The following is a 20,094-nucleotide window of genomic DNA, read 5'->3' as shown; positions in this document are numbered from 1 at the left end:
TTTTCGTGCCTGCGGCTACGCATCGCGGTGCGGAGCCGCGCCCCGAAGGGGCGCGGGGAACTGCGCGACCAGCCACCGACGGCCAGTACTCGCAGAACCGCGCTCCCAGCGGAGCGGCTACGCGTCGTCGCGGCGCAGGCTCGGCTTGAGCTCCTTGAAACGGCCGAGGAGGCCGTTGACGAACGCGGGCGAGTCGTCGGTGGAGAACTCCTTGGCGAGCTGCACCGCCTCGTCGATCGCCACGGCGTCCGGCGTGCCGTCCTCCCAGATCAGCTCGTACGCACCGAGCCGGAGGATGTTCCGGTCGGCGACGGGCATCCGGTCGAGGGGCCAGTCCACCGAATAGGCGGCGATCAGCTCGTCGATCCGCGCGACATGCTTCGCGTAGCCCTCGACCAGCTGCATCGTGTACTCGTTGACCGGCGGCTGTCGGTCGTCGGACCGGGAGTGCCGCACCCAGTCCGCGAGGACGGCCAGCGCGGTGCTGTCGCGCTGGTCGGCCTCGAAGAGGATCTGGAAGGCACGCTTACGGGCCTTGCTGCGGGCGGCCACGGTTAGCTGTTCACCCGACCGAGGTAATCACCGGTGCGCGTGTCGACCTTGATCTTCTCGCCCGTGGTGATGAAGAGCGGGACCTGGATCTCGTAGCCGGTCTCCAGCTTGGCGGGCTTGGAGCCACCGGTGGAGCGGTCGCCCTGGACACCGGGCTCGGTGTGCTCGATGACCAGCTCGACGGCGGCCGGGAGCTCGACGTAGAGCACCTCGCCCTCGTGCGTGGCGACGGTGGCGGTGAAGCCCTCGATCAGGAAGTTGGCGGCGTCGCCGACAGCCTTGCGGTCGACCATGAGCTGGTCGTAGGTCTCCATGTCCATGAAGACGAAGTACTCGCCGTCCATGTAGGAGAACTGCATGTCGCGGCGGTCGACGGTGGCCGTCTCGACCTTCACGCCGGCGTTGAAGGTCTTGTCGACGACCTTGCCGGAGAGCACGTTCTTCAGCTTCGTACGGACGAAGGCGGGGCCCTTGCCGGGCTTGACGTGCTGGAACTCGACGACGGACCAGAGCTGGCCGCCTTCGAGCTTGAGCACCATGCCGTTCTTGAGGTCGTTCGTGGATGCCACGGTTGCGGTATCTCCTGGACTGCAGCTGGTGGAACCAGAAAGTGCGATGCGCTCCGTCAGAGCGCGAGCAGCTCTTTGGTCGTAATGGTGAGTAGCTCGGGTCCGCCGTCCGCCTCGGGGCGGACGACGAGCGTGTCATCGATCCGGACGCCGCCCCGCCCCGGGAGGTGAACCCCCGGATCTACGGTGACCGGCACGCAAGCGTCCAGTTTACCCATTGCCGACGGCGCCAGCCGCGGGTCCTCGTCGTTTTCCAGACCCACACCGTGTCCCATCCTCGGTCCGGTGTGCTCCGCCAGGCCCGCTGCCTCCAGTACAACACGGGCTGCCCGGTCCACGTCGCGGTACGCGGTGCCCGGTGCCAGCGCCTCGCGGCCGGCGCGCTGGGCGGCGAAGACCTGGTCGTACAGCTCGATCTGCCAGTCCGCCGGCGAGGTGCCGATGACGAAGGTGCGGCCGATCTCGCTGCGGTAGCCGCGGTAGTCGGCGCCCAGGCAGACGCTGAGGAAATCGCCCTCCTCGACCCGGCGGTCGGTGGGCACGTGCCCGGCGAGCCCGGAGTTCGGCCCGGCCCCCACCGAGGTGGGGAAGGCCGGGCCGCCCGCGCCGTGGTCGACCAGGCGGCGCTCCAGCTCCAGCGCCAGGTGCCGTTCGGTGCGCCCGACCAGTATCGACTCCAGCAGTTCGCCCAGCGCCTGGTCGGCGATCTCCGCGGCGATGCGCAGGCAGGAGATCTCCTCGTCGTCCTTGACCACCCGCTGCTGCTCGACGGCCGGGCCCAGGTCGCCCAGCCGCAGCCCGGGTGCGACCGAGCGCAGGGCGCGGTGGCGGCTGACGGTCAGGTGGTGCTCCTCGACGGCCAGCGAGCGGGCCCCCGCCGCACCGGCCCGCTCCGCGGCGGCCACGGCCGGGTCGCCGTCGGGGGCCGTCAGCACCTCGACCTGGACGTCCTCGCCGGGACGGCTGCGGCCGGTGGCGTCGGCGTACGGGTCCGCCGTGCAGACCAGCAGATCGCGGTCGGGGCCGACGAGCAGGACGGCACCGGCCGGCGCACCGCCCGACAGATACCGGACGTTGGCGTCGCCGGACACCAGGGCGGCCTCGCTGCCGCCCGCCGCACAGCGCTCGCGCAGCCGCGCGCGGCGCGCCGCGTAGACCTCGGACATGGTTCCGAGCGTACGTTCGGCGGCGGCGGGCGGCCGGTTCAGCGCGTCCGACCGGGCGTTCCCGGCGGTCAGCGCCCGGCAGCACCGGCCAGGGACCGCGCCACGGCCTCGTCCAGCAGCCGGGCCGTGGTGGCGACGTCCTGCTGGGAGTTGTCGATGATCGGCAGTCCCGAGCCGTACCAGCCCGCCATACGGCCGTGGATCCGGGCGACCTCCTCGTCGTCGAGGCGGCGGTTGCCGGTGCGTTCGGCGTTGCGCTCCAGGACCACGTCCAGGCCCGGCAGCAGGACGACCGGCAGCAGGCCGGGGCCGACGTGCCGCTTCCAGCCGCCGAGGCCGACGACCGGGCGGTCGGGGAAGACGGCGTCGTCGAGGATGCAGGAGATGCCGTTGGCGAGGAAGTTGCGGGCGGCGAACCCGCAGGTGCGCCGGGCGAGGCGGTACTGCGCCTCGGAGTTGTCGTTCCACCCGGACTGCGGGTCGGCGAAGCCGGAGCGCACCCACTCGCGCACGTCGTCCAGGCTGATGTGGGCGGTGGGCACGGCACGGCGGTCGGCCCAGTGCCGGGCGACCGTCGTCTTGCCCGCCCCGGCCGGGCCGATGAGCAGCACCGCCACGGCGGCGTGCGCCGCGTCGACGGGCGGCGGCACGGGCAGTCCGGGGGCGAGGGCGAAGTGCCCGGTCGCGCCGTCGGACGGCACGGGCGGCGAGGACGGCGGGGTCGGCGGCGGTCCCGGCGGCACCGCAGGAGGCGGCGCGGGCGCGGACCAGCCGGGCGCCGGGGCGGGGCCCGGCGGCATCGGGGGGTGGGGCGGCGGCAGCGGCGCTCCCACTGCGTGCTGCATCCGGTGGCACTCCAGTCTCGAGAAGGGGCCGCAAGCACGGCCGGACGGGAGAGTACCGGAGCGCGCCCGCCCGCCCGGCCGCAGTGGGGTCAACGGCCGGGGCGGGCGCCGAGTGCCCGACGCGCCGCGGGGGTCAGGCGAGTTGCTCCGCGAGGGCCCGCAGCGCGAGCCGGTAGGAGCCGATGCCGAACCCCGCGACGGTGCCGCTGGCGACCGCCGCGATCACGGAGGTGTGCCGGAACTCCTCGCGTGCGTACGGGTTCGAGATGTGCACCTCGATGAGCGGCGCGGTGCGCTGGGCGGCCGCGTCGCGCATGGCGTACGAGTAGTGCGTGAACGCACCGGGGTTGATGACGACGGGCACGGAGCCGTCCGCGGCCTCGTGCAGCCAGCGGATCAGCTCGCCCTCGTCGTTGGTCTCCCGCACCTCGACGGCGAAGCCGAGTTCGGCGCCGAGGGCGGTGCACTCCTCCACGAGCCCGGCGTAGGACGTGGCCCCGTAGACATCGGGCTCCCGGGAGCCGAGACGGCCCAGGTTGGGGCCGTTGAGCACGAGAACCCGGCGGCCGCTCACGCTGCGATCTCCGCGTGCGCGGCCAGCAGCATGGCCGGATCCGGCGCCTCCATCACGGCCGGCTTCGCCAGGCCGTCCAGGACGATGAAGCGCAGCCGGTCGCCGCGGGTCTTCTTGTCGACCTTCATGGTGTCCAGCAGCTTGGGCCACTGGTCGCCGCGGTAGGTGACGGGCAGGCCCACCGCCTGCAGCACCATGCGGTGCCGGTCGGCGGTAGCGTCGTCCAGCCGGCCTGCGATGCGGCCGAGTTCGGCGGCGAAGACCATGCCGACGGCGACGGCCGCGCCGTGCCGCCACTCGTAGCGCTCGTTCTTCTCGATCGCGTGGGCGAGGGTGTGCCCGTAGTTGAGGATCTCGCGGCGGCCGGCCTCCTTGAGGTCGCCGGAGACGACCTCGGCCTTGACCCGGATGGCGCGCTCGATCAGCTCGGCCGTGTGCGGGCCCTGCGGGGTGCGGGCCGCCTCGGGGTCCGCCTCGATCAGGTCCAGGATGGCCGGGTCGGCGATGAAGCCCGCCTTGATGATCTCGGCGAGGCCGCTGACGTAGTCGTGGACCGGCAGCGACTCCAGCGCGGCCAGGTCGCACAGCACCCCGGCCGGCGGGTGGAAGGAGCCGACGAGGTTCTTGCCCTCGGCGGTGTTGATGCCGGTCTTGCCGCCGACGGCCGCGTCGACCATGCCCAGCACCGTGGTGGGCACGGCGATCCAGCGCACCCCGCGCAGCCAGGTGGCGGCGACGAAGCCGGCCAGGTCGGTGGTGGCGCCGCCGCCGACGCCGACGATCACGTCGGTGCGGGTGAAGTTCGACTGGCCCAGCGCCTTCCAGCAGTAGGCCGCGACCTCGGCGGTCTTGGCCTCCTCGGCGTTGGGCACCTGGATGGCGATGGCCTCGTAGCCCTGGGCCGCGAGGTCCTCGCGCAGCGCCTCGCCGGTGGCGGCGAGGGCCTCGGGGTGCAGCACCGCGACCCGCTTGGCGGGGCCGACGAGAGCGGGCAGCTCGCCCAGCAGCTGCTGCCCGACCAGGACCTCGTACGGCGCGGTGCCCGCGCTGCCGGCGACCTGGATACGGGTGGGGGCGTCCGTCATGGGTTCCTCACTGCGTGATGTCCGGTGTGGGGCCGGCGGGGAGGCCGAGCGCGTCGAGCACGGCGTCGGCGACCTCGGCGGGGGCCCGGCCGCCGGTGGCCACGACGGCCCGGGCGACCTCGGTGTAGAGGGGGCGGCGCTGCTCCATCAGCTCGCGCCAGCGCTTGCGCGGGTTGACGGCGAGGAGCGGGCGCGGGGTGTCCAGGCCCACCCGGTGCACGGCGTCGGCGAGTTCGACGTCGAGGAAGACCACGGGCAGGCCGGTGAGCAGGGCGCGGGTGGCGGGGTCCATGACGGCGCCGCCGCCGAGGGCGAGCACCCCTGGGTGCTCGGCCACGGCGGTGCGCACGGCCTGCCGCTCCAGCTCGCGGAAGTGCGGCTCGCCCTCGTCGATGAAGATCTCCGGGATGGGCTTGCCGGCCGTCCGCTCGATGTCGGCGTCGGTGTCCCGGTAGCCGGTGCCCAGCTTCTCGGCGAGCAGGGCACCGACGGTGGACTTGCCGGCTCCCGGCGGGCCCACCAGGACGACGGCGGGGGTCACTTGACGGCCAGGTTGTCGAGGTAGCCGCGGACGTTGCGGCGGGTCTCGGCGACGCTGTCGCCGCCGAACTTCTCGACCACCGCGTCGGCCAGCACCAGCGCCACCATGGCCTCGGCCACGATGCCGGCCGCGGGGACCGCGCAGACGTCGGAGCGCTGGTGGTGCGCCTGGGCGGGCTCGCCGGTGGTCACGTCGACGGTGGCCAGCGCCCGGGGCACGGTCGCGATCGGCTTCATCGCGGCGCGCACGCGCAGCAGTTCGCCGGTGGTCAGGCCGCCCTCGGTGCCGCCGGAGCGGCCGGTGGCGCGGCGGATGCCGTCCTCGGTGGGCACGATCTCGTCGTGCGCCTGCGAGCCGGGCACCCGCGCCAGCTCGAAGCCGTCGCCGAGCTCGACGCCCTTGATGGCCTGAATGCCCATCAGCGCGGAGGCCAGGCGGGCGTCCAGGCGGCGGTCCCAGTGCACGTGCGAACCCAGGCCGACGGGCACGCCGTAGGCCAGGACCTCGACGACGCCGCCCAGGGTGTCGCCGTCCTTGTGGGCCTGGTCGATCTCGGCGACCATCGCCTTGCTCGCCTCGGGGTCGAGGCAGCGCACCGGGTCGGCGTCCAGACGCTCGACGTCCGAGGGCTTCGGGTAGACGCCGTACGGGGCCTTGGCGGCGGCGAGTTCGACGACGTGCGAGACGATCTCGATGCCGGCGGTCTCCTTCAGGAAGGACCGGGCGACCGCGCCCAGCGCCACCCGCGCCGCCGTCTCGCGGGCCGAGGCCCGCTCCAGCACCGGCCGCGCCTCGTCGAAGCCGTACTTCTGCATGCCCGCCAGGTCCGCGTGACCCGGACGGGGCCGGGTGAGCGGGGCGTTGCGGGCGAGGGCGGCGAGCTCGTCGGGGTCGACGGGGTCGGCCGCCATGACCTGCTCCCACTTCGGCCACTCGGTGTTGCCGACCATGACGGCGACGGGGGAGCCGAGGGAGAGGCCGTGCCGGACGCCGCCGAGGAAGGTGATCTCGTCGCGCTCGAACTTCATACGCGCGCCGCGTCCATAGCCGAGGCGCCGCCGGGCCAGGTGGTCCGCCACCATCTCGGTGGTGATCGGCACGCCGGCGGGAAGGCCCTCCAGCGTCGCCACGAGTGCGGGGCCGTGCGACTCTCCTGCGGTCAGCCAGCGCAACCTGCTCAACGGGACTCCTCTTGCTCACACCTCGGATCGTGGCGGCCGCGGCAACCCGGTCCGCCACCCCCGATCCTCCCATGCCGCGGGGTTTTCCCCGGCTGCCGGTCCAGGGTGTGGACCTGATGCGTCAGGTTCCGGGACGCCGTCAGCGGCCGCGGGCGGCCAGCGCGGTCTCGCCCGCGGCGCGCATCGCGGCCAGCGGGGCCGGGGCACGGCCGGTCATCTGCTCGACCTGGAGGACGGCTTGGTGGACCAGCAGGTCCAGGCCGCCGACGACCTGGCCGCCGCGCTGCTGCCATGCGGCGGCCAGCGGGGTCGGCCACGGTTCGTAGAGCACGTCGAAGAGCGTGCCGGGCCGCTCGGGCACGGAGGCAGCCAGCGCGTCGGTGGCACCGGCGGGGGTGGTGGCGACGACCAGCGGGGCGGCGAAGGCCTCGGCGGCGTCCGCCCAGTCCGCCGTGCGCACGGGGACGCCGAGCCGCTCGCCCCACCGCTGCATTTCGGCCGCGCGCTCGGCGCTGCGGACGTAGACGGTGACCTCGCCGGTGCAGATGCGGGCGAGCGCGGCGAGGGCGGAGGAGGCGGTGGCCCCGGCGCCGAGGACGGCGGCGGAACCCGTCTTCTCGACGCCGCGTTCGGCGAGGGCGGCCGCGATGCCGGGGATGTCGGTGTTGTCGCCGAGACGCCGGCCGTCCTCGGTGAACACGACGGTGTTGACCGCCTCCACCGAGCGGGCCGTCGGGCCGACCTCGTCCAGCAGCGGGATGACCGCACGCTTGAGCGGCATGGTCAGGGACAGCCCGGCCCACTCGCCGCCGAGGCCGTCCAGGAAGGCGGGCAGCGCGGCCTCGTCGACCTCGAAGCGGTCGTACGTCCAGTCCTGCAGGCCCAGTTCCGCATAGGCGGCCCGGTGCAGCACCGGGGAGAGCGAGTGGGCGATCGGCGAACCGAGCACCGCCGCACGGCGGCGGTGCTGCGTCAGGTCACTCATCCCTGCTTCTTCTTTTTCTGGCTGTCGTTGAACTCGCGGACGAGCTTGTCGTGCTCGGCGAGGGTGGTGGCGAACTGCGTCTTGCCGTCGATGGAGACGAAGTAGTACCAGTCCCCCTGCTCCGGGTCCATGGCCGCCTGCAGGGCGACCATGCCGGGGTTGCCGATGGGGCCGGGCGGCAGGCCCTTGTGCACATAGGTGTTGTACGGGTCCTGGTCGGAGTGGATCTCCGCCGTCCCGATGTTGATCTTGCTCTGGTTCTTGAGGTAGTTGAAGGTCGAGTCGAACTGCAGCTTGCCGTTCGTCTCGGTGTTGGTGGGCTTGAGGCGGTTGTAGACGACCCGCGCCATCTTGCGGAAGTCGTCGTGCGTCACGCCCTCGGCCTGCACCAGGCTGGCCACGGTGACGAGCTGCATCGGCGATTTCAGGCCGAGTTCCTTCGCCTTGCCGTCCAGGTCCTGCTGCGCGTAGTTGTCCTTCGCGCGGGCCACCATCTGCCGCAGGATGTCCTCCGGCTTGGTGCCCTTGCCCGCGTTGTACTGCGACGGGAAGAGGAAGCCCTCCAGCGGATCCTTGATCTTCGGGTCGTCGTTCGCCCAGTCCGGCAGCCCCAGGTTCTTCGCCTGGTCCTTGGCGACGTCCTTGGTCGTGCCCGGCTTGAGGTCGAGCTTCTTGTCGATCGCCGCGTAGACGTCGACGGCCCGGGTGCCCTCGCCGAAGGTCAGGAAGTTGGTGTTGTCGCTCATCATGGCGATGGCCGCCTGCGCCGACATCTCCTTGCGCAGGCTGTACGTGCCCGGCTGGATGCCCTTGCCCTTGGCGCTCTTGTCGGCTGCCTCGGCGAACGCGCGGGCGCTCTTGACCACGCCGTTCTTCTCCAGGATCTGGCCCATCTGGGTCAGGCTCGACCCCTTCGGGATCACCACCTGGACCTGGCCGGTGCCCTCGCCGTCGAAGTCGGGCGCGGGACCGAAGTTGGCCTGCCAGTAGTCGTAGCCCAGGTACCCCAGGCCACCCACGCCGCCGACCAGCACCACGGCGACCAGCAGACAAGCCGTGCCGCTGCGGCGCTTCTTGGGCTTCTTGGTGCGCCCGCGGCCGCGCTTGCGCTCCCCGGCGGGCTCGGCCTCGCCGGCCTCCTCGTCGGTACCGGCGGGGACCGCCGGGTCCTCGGCCGGGTCGTCGAAGAGCGAGATCCGGTCGTCCGCGGGCTCCGCCTCGGCGGTGCGCTGCTCGCCGACGTACGCGGTCTGCTGCTGCGGCACCTGCTCCTGGTGCTGCGGCGGGTAGGGGTCGGTGTGGCCGTAGTGATCCGCCTGCTCGACGGTATGGCCGACCGGGTACTGGCCCGTGTGCTGCTCGGTGTACGGGACCGCGCCGGGCTGTGCGGCGTAGGGACCCCCCGTGTCCTGCGAGGGGTCCCAGCCGTACTGCTGCTGACCGGGGTAGTGCTGCTGACCGTAGGGGGGCTGCTGCACCTGCTGCTGCTGCGCGGCGTACTGCTGCCCGGTGTACCCCTGGTCCCCGTACAGGGGGTCCTCGGGGTGCCACGGTTGGGAGCCGGGACCCCGGCCGTACTCAGTCATCTATCCCCTAGTGCCGCACAGCGGCAGCCGATGAGCGCCCCTTGAAGCCTCGCGGAGCGCAGGTCCGATATCTCGTCCTGCCCGGCAGAGATTCGAACAGCTGCCATGTCGCGCGGAACGTTACCGTATTGCGATCAGATGACCACGTCGACGGCCTCGCCCGGGGGCCGCCCCGAGACCTTCTCGGTCTCCAGGGCGTTCTGCAGGATCACCACGGCCGCGGCCTGGTCCACCACGGACCGGCCCTTCTTGGAGCTGACGCCCGAGGCCCGCAGGCCCTGTGCCGCTGTGACGGTTGTCATCCGCTCGTCGACCAGCCGGACCGGGACCGGCGCGATGCGCCGGGCCATCTCCTTGGCGAAGGTCCGCACCTTGGCGGCCGCCGGGCCCTCCCGCCCGCTGAGCGAGCGGGGCAGGCCGACGACGACCTCGATGGGTTCGTACTCCGCGACGATCGCCGCCAGCCGCTTGTGGGCCTGCGGGATGTCCCGGCCGGGAACGGTCTCCACCGGGGTGGCGAGGACCCCGTCGGGGTCGCACGAGGCGACCCCGATCCGGGCGTCCCCGACATCCACGGCGATGCGCCTGCCGCGTCGCACCGCGATCAGGCCGCTTCCGTGACGAGACGCTCGACGGCGGCCATGGCCTCGCCGACGGCCTCCGGGTTCTGGCCGCCGCCCTGGGCGACGTCCGGCTTGCCGCCGCCACCGCCGCCGAGGGTCTTGGCGGCCGTGCGCACCAGGTCACCGGCCTTCAGACCGCGCTCGCGGGCGGCGTCGTTGGTGGCGATCACCGTCAGCGGACGGCCGTTGGCCACCGTGAACAGGGCCACGACGGCCGGGCGGCCGCCGTTGATCCGGCCGCGCACGTCGAGGACCAGCTTGCGCAGGTCGTCGGCGCTCGTGCCGTCGGCCACCCGCCCCGTCACCAGGGCCACGCCGCGGACGTCCTTGGCACCGTCGGCCAGACCGGCGGCGGCCTGCAGGACCTTCTCGGCGCGGAAGCGCTCGATCTCCTTCTCGGCCTCGCGGAGCTTGGCGAGCATCCCGGAGATCTTCTCCGGCAGCTCCTCCGGGCGGCCCTTGACCAGCTCGGTGAGCTGGGCGACGACCGTGTGCTCCCTGGCCAGGAAGTTGTAGGCGTCGGCACCGACCAGGGCCTCGACGCGGCGCACGCCGGAGCCGATCGAGGACTCGCCGAGCAGCTTCACCAGGCCCAGCTGGGCGGTGTTGGCGACGTGCGTACCGCCGCACAGCTCCTTGGAGAAGTCGCCGATGGTCACGACGCGCACGCGCTCGCCGTACTTCTCGCCGAACTCGGCGATGGCACCGGCCTTCTTGGCCTCGTCCAGGCTCATGACCTCGGCGTGGACGTCGAGTTCACGGGAGAGGACCTCGTTGATCTTCTGCTCGACGTCGGTGAGCACGGTGCCGGGCACGGCGGCCGGCGAGCCGAAGTCGAAGCGGAAGCGGCCGGGCGAGTTCTCGGAACCGGCCTGGGCGGCCGTCGGGCCGAGGGCGTCGCGGAGCGCCTGGTGGGTGAGGTGGGTGGCGCTGTGGGCGCGGGCGATGGCCCGACGGCGCGTCACATCGATGACGGCGTAGGCGGATGCGCCGAGCGTGACCTCGCCGACCTGGACGACACCCTTGTGCACGCTGACGCCCGGAACCGGCTTCTGCACGTCGCGGACCTCGATGACCGCACCGCTGTCGAGCCTGATCCGGCCCTGGTCGGCGAGCTGGCCGCCGCCCTCGGCGTAGAAGGGGGTGCGGTCGAGGACGACCTCGACCTCGTCGCCCTCGGTGGCGGCGGGCGAGGGCACGCCGTCCACCAGCAGACCGACGACCGTGGCCTCGTTCTCGGTGTGGGTGTAGCCCGTGAAGGCGGTCTCGCCGGACTCGTCGGCCAGGATGCGGTAGGCGGAGAGGTCGGCGTGGCCGCTCTTCTTCACCATGGCGTCGGCCTTGGCGCGGTCCCGCTGCTCCTTCATCAGGCGGCGGAACCCGGCCTCGTCCACCGAGAGGCCCTGCTCGGCGGCCATCTCGAGGGTGAGGTCGATCGGGAAGCCCCAGGTGTCGTGGAGCAGGAAGGCCTTCTCACCGGCCAGGACGGTGCCGCCGGCGGCCTTGGTGTCGGTGACGGCCGTGTCGAGGATGTTGGTGCCGGCCTTCAGCGTCTTGAGGAAGGCGGCCTCCTCGGCGAGCGCGACGGTCTCGATGCGCTTGCGGTCCGTCTCCAGCTCCGGGTACTGCTGCCCCATGGTCTTGATGACCACGTCGAACAGCTCGCCGGCGACCGGGCCGGTGGCGCCCAGCAGGCGCATGTTGCGGATGGCGCGGCGCATGATGCGGCGCAGGACGTAGCCGCGGCCCTCGTTGCCGGGGGTGACGCCGTCACCGATGAGCATGGTGGAGGTGCGGATGTGGTCGGCGACCACGCGCAGCGAGACGTCGGTGTCGTGGGCGGCGCCGTAGCGGACGCCGGTCAGCTCGGTGGCCTTGTCGATCACGACGCGCAGGGTGTCGGTCTCGTACATGTTCTGCACGCCCTGCAGGATCATCGCCAGGCGCTCGAGGCCGAGACCGGTGTCGATGTTCTTGCTGGGCAGGTCGCCGAGGATCGGGAAGTCCTCCTTGCCGGCGCCCTCACCGCGCTCGTACTGCATGAAGACCAGGTTCCAGATCTCCACGTACCGCTCGTCGTTGACGGCCGGGCCGCCCTCGACGCCGAACTCGGGGCCGCGGTCGTAGTTGATCTCGGAGCACGGGCCGCAGGGGCCGGGGACGCCCATGGACCAGAAGTTGTCCTTCTTGCCCAGGCGCTGGATGCGCTCGGCGGGGACGCCGACGACATCCCGCCAGATCTGCTCGGCCTCGTCGTCGTCCTGGTAGACGGTGATCCAGAGCTTCTCCGGCTCCAGGCCGAAGCCGCCGTCGGCGACGGGCTTCGTCAGCAGCTCCCAGGAGAGCTTGATGGCCCCTTCCTTGAAGTAGTCGCCGAAGGAGAAGTTGCCGCACATCTGGAAGAACGTGCCGTGCCGGGTGGTCTTGCCGACCTCTTCGATGTCCGGGGTGCGGATGCACTTCTGCACGCTGGTGGCGCGCGGGAAGGGCGGCTTGACCTCGCCGAGGAAGTACGGCTTGAAGGGGACCATGCCCGCGTTGACCAGCAGCAGCGTCGGGTCGTCCGCGATGACCGAAGCCGACGGCACGACGGTGTGCCCGCGCTCCTCGAAGAAGCGCAGCCAGCGGCGGCGGATTTCAGCCGACTCCATCAGTGGTCCTCTTTCCGGGTCGAATTGGTCGAGTTGTAGGTGTGGTGCTTGGGGTACTGCCGGCCGAGGGCGGGCTGGGGGCGCTGACCGGGCAGGGCGCGGTGGCCGGGCTCCGGCTCCGGCGCGCTCAGCCCGAGCGCGTCCTTGAGCGCCGCCTCGCGGTGCGCCATGCCGTCCGCGACGTCGAGCGCGAAGAGCTTGACCCGACGGCCCGCGATGACCGCGCGGTCCGCGGCCTGCAGGGCCAGGCTCTCCGGCGTGAGCTTGTTCAGCGTGCGGTTGACCTTGGTCGTGGCCCACACACCGGCGGCTACACCGGTGGTGAACCAGAAGGCGCGGCGAAACATTTCTGGGGTCAACCCTTCCCACGGGTACGGCGGCTGCCCCGCCGGGCGGACGGCAGGCTCTTGCCGACGAAGACGGTGCTCTGCGGGGCGTCCCGGTCGCGGCGGCCCATCGCACGGCGGACGCCGTAGCCGAAGGCCGCGACCTTGACCAGCGGCCCGCCGAAGGCCGAGGAGACGGTCGAGGACAGCGCCGAGGCGTTGGCCGTGACCTCCTGGACGTCCGCGGCGATCGAGTCGACGCGGGCCAGCTGGGTGTTGGCGGAACGCACGGTCGCGGAGGCGTCGGCCAGCAGCGGCACGGCCTGCTCGGTGACCTCGGCGACCAGCCTGGTGGCCGCCTTCAGCGTCTGCGCGAGGCGGACCAGCACCAGGGCGATGAACGAGACGAGGATCGCCCAGAAGACGGCCACGAGGATCCCGGCCACCTCTCCACCGGACACGCTGCACCGCTCCCTGCTGTTGCATCTCACCGAACGTCGGGTTCCGACCTTATCGCGCCGGACCTGCGGCCCCGTACCGCATTACCGCGCGCAGCAGGGCCGTACGGACGGAGCCCGGGAACGCGCAAGCCCGCCGGCTCGCCGGCCGCGGGGGCCGGGGAGACGACGGGCTGAGCAGAAAGGGAGCCTACGGCCGGATCAACGGGCGTAGTACTCGACGACGAGCTGCTCGTCGCAGATCACGGGGATCTCCTTGCGGTTCGGCTCGCGGTCCAGGCGGAACGCCAGCGCGGCCAGGTTGACCTGGAGGTAGCGCGGGGTCTCGCCCTCGGCGGCGAAGCCACCGGCGCGGGCCGTCTCGAAGAGGGTCTTGGAGCGGCTGCGCTCGCGGACCATCACGACGTCGTCGGGGCGGACGCGGAAGGACGGCTTGTCGACCTTCTGGCCGTTGACCTCGATGTGGCCGTGGACGACCATCTGACGGGCCTGGTAGATGGTGCGGGCGATGCCCGAACGCAGGACCAGGGCGTCGAGGCGGCGCTCGAGCTCGACCACCAGGGCCTCACCCGTCTTGCCCTCGGCCTTCTTGGCGCGGTCGTAGGCGCGGGCCATCTGGCGCTCGCTGATGTCGTACTGGGCGCGCAGACGCTGCTTCTCGAGCAGACGGACCTTGTAGTCCGAGTTCTGCTTGCGGCCACGGCCGTGCTCGCCCGGCGGGTAGGGGCGGGCCTCGAAGTACTTGACGGCCTTCGGCGTCAGGGCGATGCCGAGCGCACGAGACTTCTTGACCTTGGGACGCGACTGGTTAGGCACGTTCTCCAGACCTCCGTTGTAGGTTAGGTTAGGCTCACCTTACTCAAGGAGATCGCATGTCTCGTCCGGGGAACACCGGTCACATCACGGACAGCACGAAGAAAGCCGACGCTCTCGATGGCGCCGACATGACGGAGGTCCGATCAGATCGTGGTCAGCCGCGTCCCAGCGGACTTGAGATCGCACGGATGCCGTCAGCAGCCGAGCGCACACGAACTCTCGTACAGAGTACATGCTCCGGAGCACTGCTGATTTCCGGCCTCGACGTCCTGCGCCCCGACCAGCTCGTCCCCGAGGCCCGCACGGTGGGCCCCGACGGCGAGGTCCTGCTGGTGTTCCCCGCCGACTCCCCCGCCGTCCGGGCCGCCACCCACGCGGTGGAGGACGAACTGGCGGCCGTCCTGGAGCTGACCGATGTGGCCCCCGTCTCGGTGCCGAACCGGATCCGCGGCCGCGCCTGGCTCTCCGGCTGGCTCACCTGCCTGCCGGGGGTCGCCGAGCCGGGGCGGATGATGCTGCGGCTGGAGCTCGGCGACATCTGCGTGGACGACCTGTGGGGCGTGGAGAACGCGGAACCGGACGCGTTCGCCCGGGCCGCCGCCGATCCGCTGGCGGAGTACGAGACGGAGCTGCTGCAGCACCTGCACTCGTCCCACGACGAGCAGATGCTGGGCCTGTACTCCCTGCTGGGCGAACAGGCCGACGGGGCCCGCGCCGCGGGCGACCGCGCCGTGCCGCTGGCCCTGGACCGCTTCGGCTTCCGCGTGCGCTTCACGCGCGGCCGCGGCGACGGCACCGCGGCGGACCGCTCCTTCGACGCCCGCTTCGAGTTCCCGGAGCCGGTCCGCGACATCGCGGGGCTGCGCAGGGCGATGCGCACGCTGTTCGAGGCGGCGGCCGAGTAGGGACCGGGCCTCAGCCCTCCGCACCGCCGCGCAAGCGGTCCCGCACCCGCTCGACGACATCGGCATACCTCGCCTCGGCCCCGTACCGCGTCGGCTCGTAGTACCGCTTGCCGTGGATCGCGTCCGGCGCGTACTGCTGCGCGGCGATACCCCCCGGCACGTCGTGCGGATACACATACCCCTGCGCATGCCCCAGCTTCTCCGCGCCCTTGTAGTGCCCGTCCCGCAGATGCGGCGGCACGGGCCCTGCGAGGCCCGCCCGGACATCGGCGAGGGCGGCGTCGATCGCCAGGTACGCGGCATTCGACTTCGGCGCGAGGGCCAGCGCCACGGCGACCTGGCTCAGGACGATGCGGGCCTCCGGGAAGCCGATGAGCGCCACGGCCTGGGCGCCGGCCACGGCCGTCTGCAGAGCCGTCGGGTCGGCCAGGCCGACGTCCTCGCTCGCCGAGATCATCAGCCGCCGGGCGATGAACCGGGGGTCCTCCCCCGCCTCGATCATCCGGGCCAGGTAGTGCAGCGTGGCGTCGACGTCCGAGCCGCGGATGGACTTGATGAGCGCGCTGGCGACGTCGTAGTGCTGATCGCCCGCGCGGTCGTACTTCACCGCCGCACGGTCGACCGAGTCCTCCAGGGTCTCCAGGGTGACCTCGGACTCGCCCTTGGCGATGGCCGAGCCCGCGCCCGCCTCCAGGGCGGTGAGGGCACGCCGGGCGTCGCCGCCCGCGATGCGCAGCAGGTGCGCCTCCGCGTCCGCGTCGAGGGTCACCGCACCGCCGAGCCCCCGCTCGTCGGTGAGCGCGCGGTGGACGAGGCCGCGCAGGTCGTCGTCGGTGAGGGCCTGGAGCGTCAGCAGCAGGGAGCGGGAGAGCAGCGGGGAGATGACGGAGAAGTACGGGTTCTCCGTGGTCGCCGCGATGAGGGTGACCCAGCGGTTCTCGACGGCCGGCAGCAGGGAGTCCTGCTGGGCCTTGCTGAAGCGGTGGATCTCGTCCAGGAAGAGGACCGTCTCCTTGCCGTACCCGCCGGAGGCGCGGCGGGCGCCGTCGATGACGGCCCGGACCTCCTTGACGCCCGCGGTGATCGCGGAGAGCTCCACGAAGCGCTTGTTCGTGGCCTGGCTGACGACATACGCCAGGGTCGTCTTGCCGATGCCGGGCGGGCCCCAGAGGATCACCGAGGACGGCCCGGCGGGGCCGCCGCTGCCCTCCCCCACCAGCCGCCGCAGGGGCGAGCCGGGCTTGAGCAGGTGCTGCTGCCCCACGACCTCGTCGAGGGTGCGGGGGCGCATGCGGACGGCCAGCGGACTGCTCGCCGGATCCTTCTCCTGGCGGTCCTCTGCGGCTGCGGTGAACAGGTCGGGCTCCACGCCGGAAACCCTAAGCCACAGGACTGACAACGCCGCCGGACCGGGAGGTCCGACGGCGTTGATCAGGACAGCTGCGGGAGGCGGGCGGTCAGGCCGTGCCGCCCGTCCAGAACCACCACCACTTGGTGAGGATCAGCATGCCGATGATGCCGACGTGCAGCACCGGCAGCACCCAGTGGAACTCCAGCAGCGCCCGCTTGAGGCCGGCCGGGGCGGGGATGAAGCCGTGCCGGATGTTCTGCACGGTGACGTACCAGAACATCACGATCGTGGCGACCCAGGCCAGGCAGCACCACAGGCACAGCGACCCGATGACGTACAGCGACTGGTACTGCAGCCAGGAGACGAAGCCGACGCCGAAGAGGCAGCCGGCCTCCATCCCCAGCCAGTACCAGCGGCGGAAGCGGGCACCGGCCAGCAGGCCCGTGCCGACCGCCAGGATCACGCCGTAACAGACGAGCCCCAGCATCGGGTTGGGGAACCCGAAGGCCTTCGCCTGCGGGCTCGACATGATGTTGCCGCAGGAGACGATGGGGTTGAGGCTGCAGCCGGGGACGAAGTTCGGGTCCTCGAGCAGCTTGAACTTGTCGAGCGTGATGACCCAGGAGGCGAGCACCCCTGCGGCGCTGGTGATCACAAGCATCCAGGCGAAGGCCCGGCTGCCGCCCACGGCCCCCGGGGCGGGGCCGTCCCGCTCCGCGCCGTCGGTGTCGGAACGGTCCAGTGCCGAAGTGGTCATAGTGCCGTGGATCCCATCAGTCCGTCGTTGCAGCCATTGTGCACCAGGGGCCCGACAATCAGCCCTGTGCAGCCAGGAGTTCACTCACGACAGTGTCGAAGGCGACGGGCCGCTGCTCACCGCTTTCCAGATCCTTGAGCTGCACCACACCGTCCGCGAGGTCGCGCTCGCCCGCGACGAGCGCGTAGCGCGCGCCCGAGCGGTTGGCCGACTTCATGGCGTTCTTCAGACCCTTGCCGCCGAAGGCGAAGTCGGTGGCGACGCCCGCGCGGCGCAGCTCCGTCACCAGGCCGAAGAGCTTCGTGCGGGCCTCCTCGCCGAGCGGCACCGCGAAGACCTGGGTGGGGGCGGGCAGTTCGAGCTCGATGCCCTCGGCCTTGAGCGCGAGGACCGTGCGGTCGACGCCGAGCGCCCAGCCGACGGACGGCAGCGCGGGGCCGCCGATCATCTCGGACAGGCCGTCGTAGCGCCCGCCGCCGCCGACGGCGGACTGCGAACCGAGGCCGTCGTGGACGAACTCGAAGGTGGTGCGGGTGTAGTAGTCGAGGCCGCGCACCAGCTTGGGGTCGTCCTCGAAGGCGACGCCCGCCGCGGTCAGCAGCTCGCGCACCTGCTCGTGGTACGCCTTGCAGGCCTCGCACAGGTGGTCGCGGAGCATGGGGGCGCCCACGAGCTGCTGCTGCACGGACTCGCGCTTGTCGTCCAGCACGCGCAGCGGGTTGATGTCGATGCGGCGGCGGGTGTCCTCGTCCAGGTCGAGCCCGCGCAGGAAGTCCTGCAGCGCGGCGCGGTAGGCGGGGCGGCACTCCTTGTCGCCGAGCGAGTTCAGCAGCAGGCGGAAGTTCCGCAGGCCCAGCGACTTGTAGGCGTCGACGGCCAGGATGATCAGCTCGGCGTCCAGGGCCGGGTCCTCGGCACCGATGGCCTCGGCACCGACCTGCGAGAAGTGGCGGTACCGGCCGGCCTGCGGGCGCTCGTAGCGGTAGTACGAGCCGGAGTACCAGAGCTTGACCGGCAGGTTGCCGCCCTTGTGGAGGTTGGCCTCCAGCGCGGCGCGCAGCACGGAGGCGGTGCCCTCGGGGCGCAGGGCGAGCTGGTCGCCGCCGCGCGTGGTGAGGGTGTACATCTCCTTGGTCACGATGTCGGTGGACTCGCCGACGCCCCGGGAGAACAGCTCGACCTGCTCGAAGCCGGGGGTCTCGATGTAGCCGTAGCCGGCGCGCCGGACCGGCGCGGCGATGGCCTCGCGCACGGCCAGGTAGACCGCGGAGTCGGGCGGGGTCAGGTCGTAGGTGCCCTTGGGGGCCTTGAAGGTGCTCACGGAAACTTTCGTCACATTCCTCGTCGCGGAGCCGGGTGTGCGGCTCCGAGGCCGGCGGCCACTTCCCGCAGATACGGGTTGGCGGCGCGCTCCTGGCCGATGGTCGTCTGGGGGCCGTGGCCGGACAGCACCACGGTCGAGTCGTCGAGCGGCAGGCACACACGGGCCAGCGACTGGAGGATCTCGGCGTGGTCACCGCCGGGCAGGTCGGTGCGTCCGATGGAGCCGGCGAACAACAGGTCGCCCGAGAAGAACACCGAGGGGATCTCGGAGGTCTCGGGGAGCCGGAAGGTCACCGACCCCTTGGTATGGCCCGGTGCGTGCGCGACGGTGAACTCCAGGCCCGCGAGGTCGAGACGGGCACCGTCGGACAGCTCCTTGAGGTCGTCCGGCTCCCCCACCGTCAGCTCGCCCATGAGGTGCGCCCCGATGGAGCGGCCGAGCGCCTTCTCCGGGTCGCTCATCATGTAGCGGTCGGCGGGGTGGATCCAGGCCGGGACGTCATGGGCGCCGCACACCGGGACGACCGAGGCGACGTGGTCGAGATGGCCGTGGGTGAGGACGACGGCGACGGGCTTGAGCCGATGCTTCTTCAGCGTCTCCTCGACGCCCTGGGCCGCCTGGTGGCCCGGGTCGATGATCACGCACTCCTCGCCTGCGGCCGGGGCGACCAGATAGCAGTTGGTCCCCCAGGCCCCGGCGGGGAACCCGGCAATGAGCACGTTCGTCCTTAAATGTCGGCCGGCAGAGGTTCGGCAGGAGCCCCGTCGAGGGGATCCGGCCCCTCAGAGCCTACCGGCGCCGCTCCCGCAGCCGCGAACCCGTATACGGTACGGACACGCCTGCGATTCGCGGCTCAGTGGCACGGCGGATGAACAGTGACACCGACAGTCACGGACGAGACGGTTACGAGGAGACGACCCGGTGGTCAGTAACGAGCAGCGGCGGCGGCAGCTCGCCCGTGAGAAGTTCGAGCGTCAGCAGCAGCGCCGCGAGGCGGCCCGGCGCAAGGCCCGCCGGCGCAACGCGGTGATCGCCGCGGGCCTCGCCGCGGTGGTGGCCGCGGGCGGCGGCGCGTACGCCGCGGGCGCTTTCGACGGCAGCAAGAAGGACAGGGCCGACGCCGCCGAGTCCTCGCCCAGTGCGAAGCCGGACCCGTGCGCCAAGCCGGCGCCGGGCTCGCCCTCCGCGAAGACGTGGAAGTCCGAGCCGGAGATGACCGTCGACAAGTCGGCGTCGTACGCGATGAAGCTGAACACGACCTGCGGCACCATCGACGTCAAGCTCGATGCGGAGAACGCCCCGCACACGGTCAACTCGTTCAACTTCCTGGCGGGTGAGGGCTTCTTCGACCACTCCAGGTGCCACCGCCTGACCACCAGCGGGATCTACGTCCTGCAGTGCGGCGACCCCAAGGGCACCGGACAGGGCGGCCCCGGCTACACGCTGCCCGACGAGAACCTCAAGGACCCGAAGCTCAAGGGCAACGTCTACCCGGCGGGCACGATCGCGATGGCCAACACCGGCCAGCCGCACACCGGCGGGAGCCAGTTCTTCCTCGTGTACCAGGACAGCCAGCTGCCCCCGCAGTACACGCCGTTCGGCACGATCGGCGAGGAGGGCATGAAGACCCTCAAGAAGATCGCCGGCGCCGGTGAGCAGTCGGGCGCGGGTGACGGCGCACCGAACGCGACCGTGGTGATCGACAAGGCGTCCGTGACCAAGTCCTGACGCACGGAAGGCGAAATTTCGGTCGCGCGGGATACGGACAGCCGGGCCGCCGTTCGCCTATGTTGGCGTTG

The 20,094-nt window shown here is 71.8% G+C and carries 21 protein-coding genes; 2 read left to right on the top strand and 19 right to left on the bottom strand.

All coding sequences use genetic code 11. The features are described 5' to 3' along the window. Positions 1 to 117: 117 nt before the first annotated feature. From nusB to rpsD, 15 genes are all read right to left on the bottom strand, one after another. Positions 118 to 552 (bottom strand): transcription antitermination factor NusB, encoded by a 435-nt coding sequence (nusB, locus tag HG542_RS24255; protein WP_171084858.1) that lies wholly within the window; start codon positions 550 to 552, stop codon positions 118 to 120. A gap of 2 nt (positions 553 to 554) precedes the next feature. Beyond that, positions 555 to 1,121 carry an elongation factor P gene (efp, locus tag HG542_RS24250; RefSeq protein WP_171084856.1) on the bottom strand — a complete coding sequence of 189 codons (567 nt, stop codon included), beginning with the start codon at positions 1,119 to 1,121 and terminating at the stop codon, positions 555 to 557. Between the two features lie 56 nt (positions 1,122 to 1,177). Continuing rightward, positions 1,178 to 2,287 carry an aminopeptidase P family protein gene (locus HG542_RS24245; RefSeq protein WP_171084854.1) on the bottom strand — a complete coding sequence of 370 codons (1,110 nt, stop codon included), beginning with the start codon at positions 2,285 to 2,287 and terminating at the stop codon, positions 1,178 to 1,180. 68 nt (positions 2,288 to 2,355) lie between these two features. Further along, positions 2,356 to 3,132 (bottom strand): AAA family ATPase, encoded by a 777-nt coding sequence (locus tag HG542_RS24240; protein ID WP_171084852.1) that lies wholly within the window; start codon positions 3,130 to 3,132, stop codon positions 2,356 to 2,358. A 133-nt stretch (positions 3,133 to 3,265) separates the two neighbouring features. Continuing rightward, positions 3,266 to 3,706 (bottom strand): type II 3-dehydroquinate dehydratase, encoded by a 441-nt coding sequence (gene aroQ / locus HG542_RS24235; protein ID WP_171084850.1) that lies wholly within the window; start codon positions 3,704 to 3,706, stop codon positions 3,266 to 3,268. Next, on the bottom strand, positions 3,703 to 4,791 hold the full coding sequence (gene aroB, locus HG542_RS24230) for a 3-dehydroquinate synthase (RefSeq protein ID WP_171084848.1): 1,089 nt from the start codon (positions 4,789 to 4,791) through the stop codon (positions 3,703 to 3,705). Before aroB ends, aroQ begins: the two co-directional genes overlap by 4 nt. Positions 4,792 to 4,798: 7 nt before the next feature. Beyond that, a complete protein-coding gene (locus HG542_RS24225) occupies positions 4,799 to 5,332 on the bottom strand; it encodes a shikimate kinase (protein WP_171084846.1) in 534 nt (177 codons plus the stop codon). Further along, a complete protein-coding gene (gene aroC / locus HG542_RS24220; RefSeq protein WP_171084844.1) occupies positions 5,329 to 6,513 on the bottom strand; it encodes a chorismate synthase in 1,185 nt (394 codons plus the stop codon). Before aroC ends, HG542_RS24225 begins: the two co-directional genes overlap by 4 nt. 139 nt (positions 6,514 to 6,652) lie before the next feature. After that, positions 6,653 to 7,498 (bottom strand): shikimate dehydrogenase, encoded by an 846-nt coding sequence (locus tag HG542_RS24215; protein ID WP_171084842.1) that lies wholly within the window; start codon positions 7,496 to 7,498, stop codon positions 6,653 to 6,655. Further along, entirely contained in the window at positions 7,495 to 9,084 is a 1,590-nt protein-coding gene (gene mltG / locus HG542_RS24210; protein WP_171084840.1) for an endolytic transglycosylase MltG, read from the bottom strand. The genes HG542_RS24215 and mltG overlap by 4 nt, the downstream gene beginning before the upstream one ends. A 134-nt stretch (positions 9,085 to 9,218) precedes the next feature. Next, on the bottom strand, positions 9,219 to 9,683 hold the full coding sequence (gene ruvX, locus HG542_RS24205; RefSeq protein ID WP_171084839.1) for a Holliday junction resolvase RuvX: 465 nt from the start codon (positions 9,681 to 9,683) through the stop codon (positions 9,219 to 9,221). 5 nt (positions 9,684 to 9,688) lie between these two features. Next, a complete protein-coding gene (gene alaS / locus HG542_RS24200) occupies positions 9,689 to 12,358 on the bottom strand; it encodes an alanine--tRNA ligase (RefSeq protein WP_171084837.1) in 2,670 nt (889 codons plus the stop codon). Then, positions 12,358 to 12,705, bottom strand: a complete 348-nt coding sequence (locus HG542_RS24195; protein WP_171084835.1) for a DUF6167 family protein — start codon at positions 12,703 to 12,705, stop codon at positions 12,358 to 12,360. The genes alaS and HG542_RS24195 overlap by 1 nt, the downstream gene beginning before the upstream one ends. A gap of 8 nt (positions 12,706 to 12,713) precedes the next feature. After that, on the bottom strand, positions 12,714 to 13,145 hold the full coding sequence (locus HG542_RS24190) for a DUF948 domain-containing protein (RefSeq protein ID WP_227724677.1): 432 nt from the start codon (positions 13,143 to 13,145) through the stop codon (positions 12,714 to 12,716). 198 nt (positions 13,146 to 13,343) lie between these two features. Next, positions 13,344 to 13,958, bottom strand: coding sequence for a 30S ribosomal protein S4 (rpsD, locus tag HG542_RS24185; RefSeq protein ID WP_171084834.1), 615 nt, complete (start codon positions 13,956 to 13,958; stop codon positions 13,344 to 13,346). A 188-nt stretch (positions 13,959 to 14,146) separates the two neighbouring features. On the opposite strand from rpsD, the gene HG542_RS24180 reads away from it, so the two are divergent. Continuing rightward, a complete protein-coding gene (locus tag HG542_RS24180) occupies positions 14,147 to 14,863 on the top strand; it encodes a DUF2470 domain-containing protein (protein WP_171084833.1) in 717 nt (238 codons plus the stop codon). Between the two features lie 10 nt (positions 14,864 to 14,873). On the opposite strand, the gene HG542_RS24175 is transcribed toward HG542_RS24180, so the two are convergent. The 4 genes from HG542_RS24175 to HG542_RS24160 all read right to left on the bottom strand — a co-directional run bounded on the left by HG542_RS24175 (position 14,874) and on the right by HG542_RS24160 (position 19,014). Then, positions 14,874 to 16,232, bottom strand: coding sequence for a replication-associated recombination protein A (locus tag HG542_RS24175; protein WP_171084832.1), 1,359 nt, complete (start codon positions 16,230 to 16,232; stop codon positions 14,874 to 14,876). 88 nt (positions 16,233 to 16,320) lie between these two features. Then, positions 16,321 to 16,971, bottom strand: coding sequence for a vitamin K epoxide reductase family protein (locus HG542_RS24170; protein WP_171084831.1), 651 nt, complete (start codon positions 16,969 to 16,971; stop codon positions 16,321 to 16,323). Positions 16,972 to 17,029: 58 nt separating this feature from the next. After that, a complete protein-coding gene (hisS, locus tag HG542_RS24165) occupies positions 17,030 to 18,292 on the bottom strand; it encodes a histidine--tRNA ligase (RefSeq protein WP_171084830.1) in 1,263 nt (420 codons plus the stop codon). Positions 18,293 to 18,303: 11 nt separating this feature from the next. Next, positions 18,304 to 19,014 carry an MBL fold metallo-hydrolase gene (locus HG542_RS24160; RefSeq protein WP_171084828.1) on the bottom strand — a complete coding sequence of 237 codons (711 nt, stop codon included), beginning with the start codon at positions 19,012 to 19,014 and terminating at the stop codon, positions 18,304 to 18,306. Positions 19,015 to 19,216: 202 nt separating this feature from the next. Here HG542_RS24160 and HG542_RS24155 point away from each other — a divergent pair, with 202 nt between their 5' ends. Continuing rightward, positions 19,217 to 20,023 carry a peptidylprolyl isomerase gene (locus HG542_RS24155; protein ID WP_171084826.1) on the top strand — a complete coding sequence of 269 codons (807 nt, stop codon included), beginning with the start codon at positions 19,217 to 19,219 and terminating at the stop codon, positions 20,021 to 20,023. The last annotated feature ends 71 nt before the right edge of the window (positions 20,024 to 20,094 follow it).

Source organism: Streptomyces morookaense (assembly GCF_013030945.1).
GTDB classification, from domain to species: domain Bacteria; phylum Actinomycetota; class Actinomycetes; order Streptomycetales; family Streptomycetaceae; genus Streptomyces; species Streptomyces morookaensis.
The sequence above is the reverse complement of the archived record's forward strand: the minus strand, read 5'-3'. Positions and strand labels throughout refer to the sequence as shown.

What these genes read in the sequence shown, in the direction of transcription:
- HG542_RS24245 (WP_171084854.1), bottom strand. Translation starts at nt 2,287, where the DNA reads ATGTCCGAGGTCTACGCGGCGCGCCGCGCGCGGCTGCGCGAGCGCTGT.
- HG542_RS24240 (WP_171084852.1), bottom strand. Translation starts at nt 3,132, where the DNA reads ATGCAGCACGCAGTGGGAGCGCCGCTGCCGCCGCCCCACCCCCCGATG.
- aroB (WP_171084848.1), bottom strand. Translation starts at nt 4,791, where the DNA reads ATGACGGACGCCCCCACCCGTATCCAGGTCGCCGGCAGCGCGGGCACC.
- HG542_RS24215 (WP_171084842.1), bottom strand. Translation starts at nt 7,498, where the DNA reads ATGAGTGACCTGACGCAGCACCGCCGCCGTGCGGCGGTGCTCGGTTCG.
- mltG (WP_171084840.1), bottom strand. Translation starts at nt 9,084, where the DNA reads ATGACTGAGTACGGCCGGGGTCCCGGCTCCCAACCGTGGCACCCCGAG.
- alaS (WP_171084837.1), bottom strand. Translation starts at nt 12,358, where the DNA reads ATGGAGTCGGCTGAAATCCGCCGCCGCTGGCTGCGCTTCTTCGAGGAG.
- HG542_RS24195 (WP_171084835.1), bottom strand. Translation starts at nt 12,705, where the DNA reads ATGTTTCGCCGCGCCTTCTGGTTCACCACCGGTGTAGCCGCCGGTGTG.
- HG542_RS24180 (WP_171084833.1), top strand. Translation starts at nt 14,147, where the DNA reads ATGCCGTCAGCAGCCGAGCGCACACGAACTCTCGTACAGAGTACATGC.
- HG542_RS24170 (WP_171084831.1), bottom strand. Translation starts at nt 16,971, where the DNA reads ATGACCACTTCGGCACTGGACCGTTCCGACACCGACGGCGCGGAGCGG.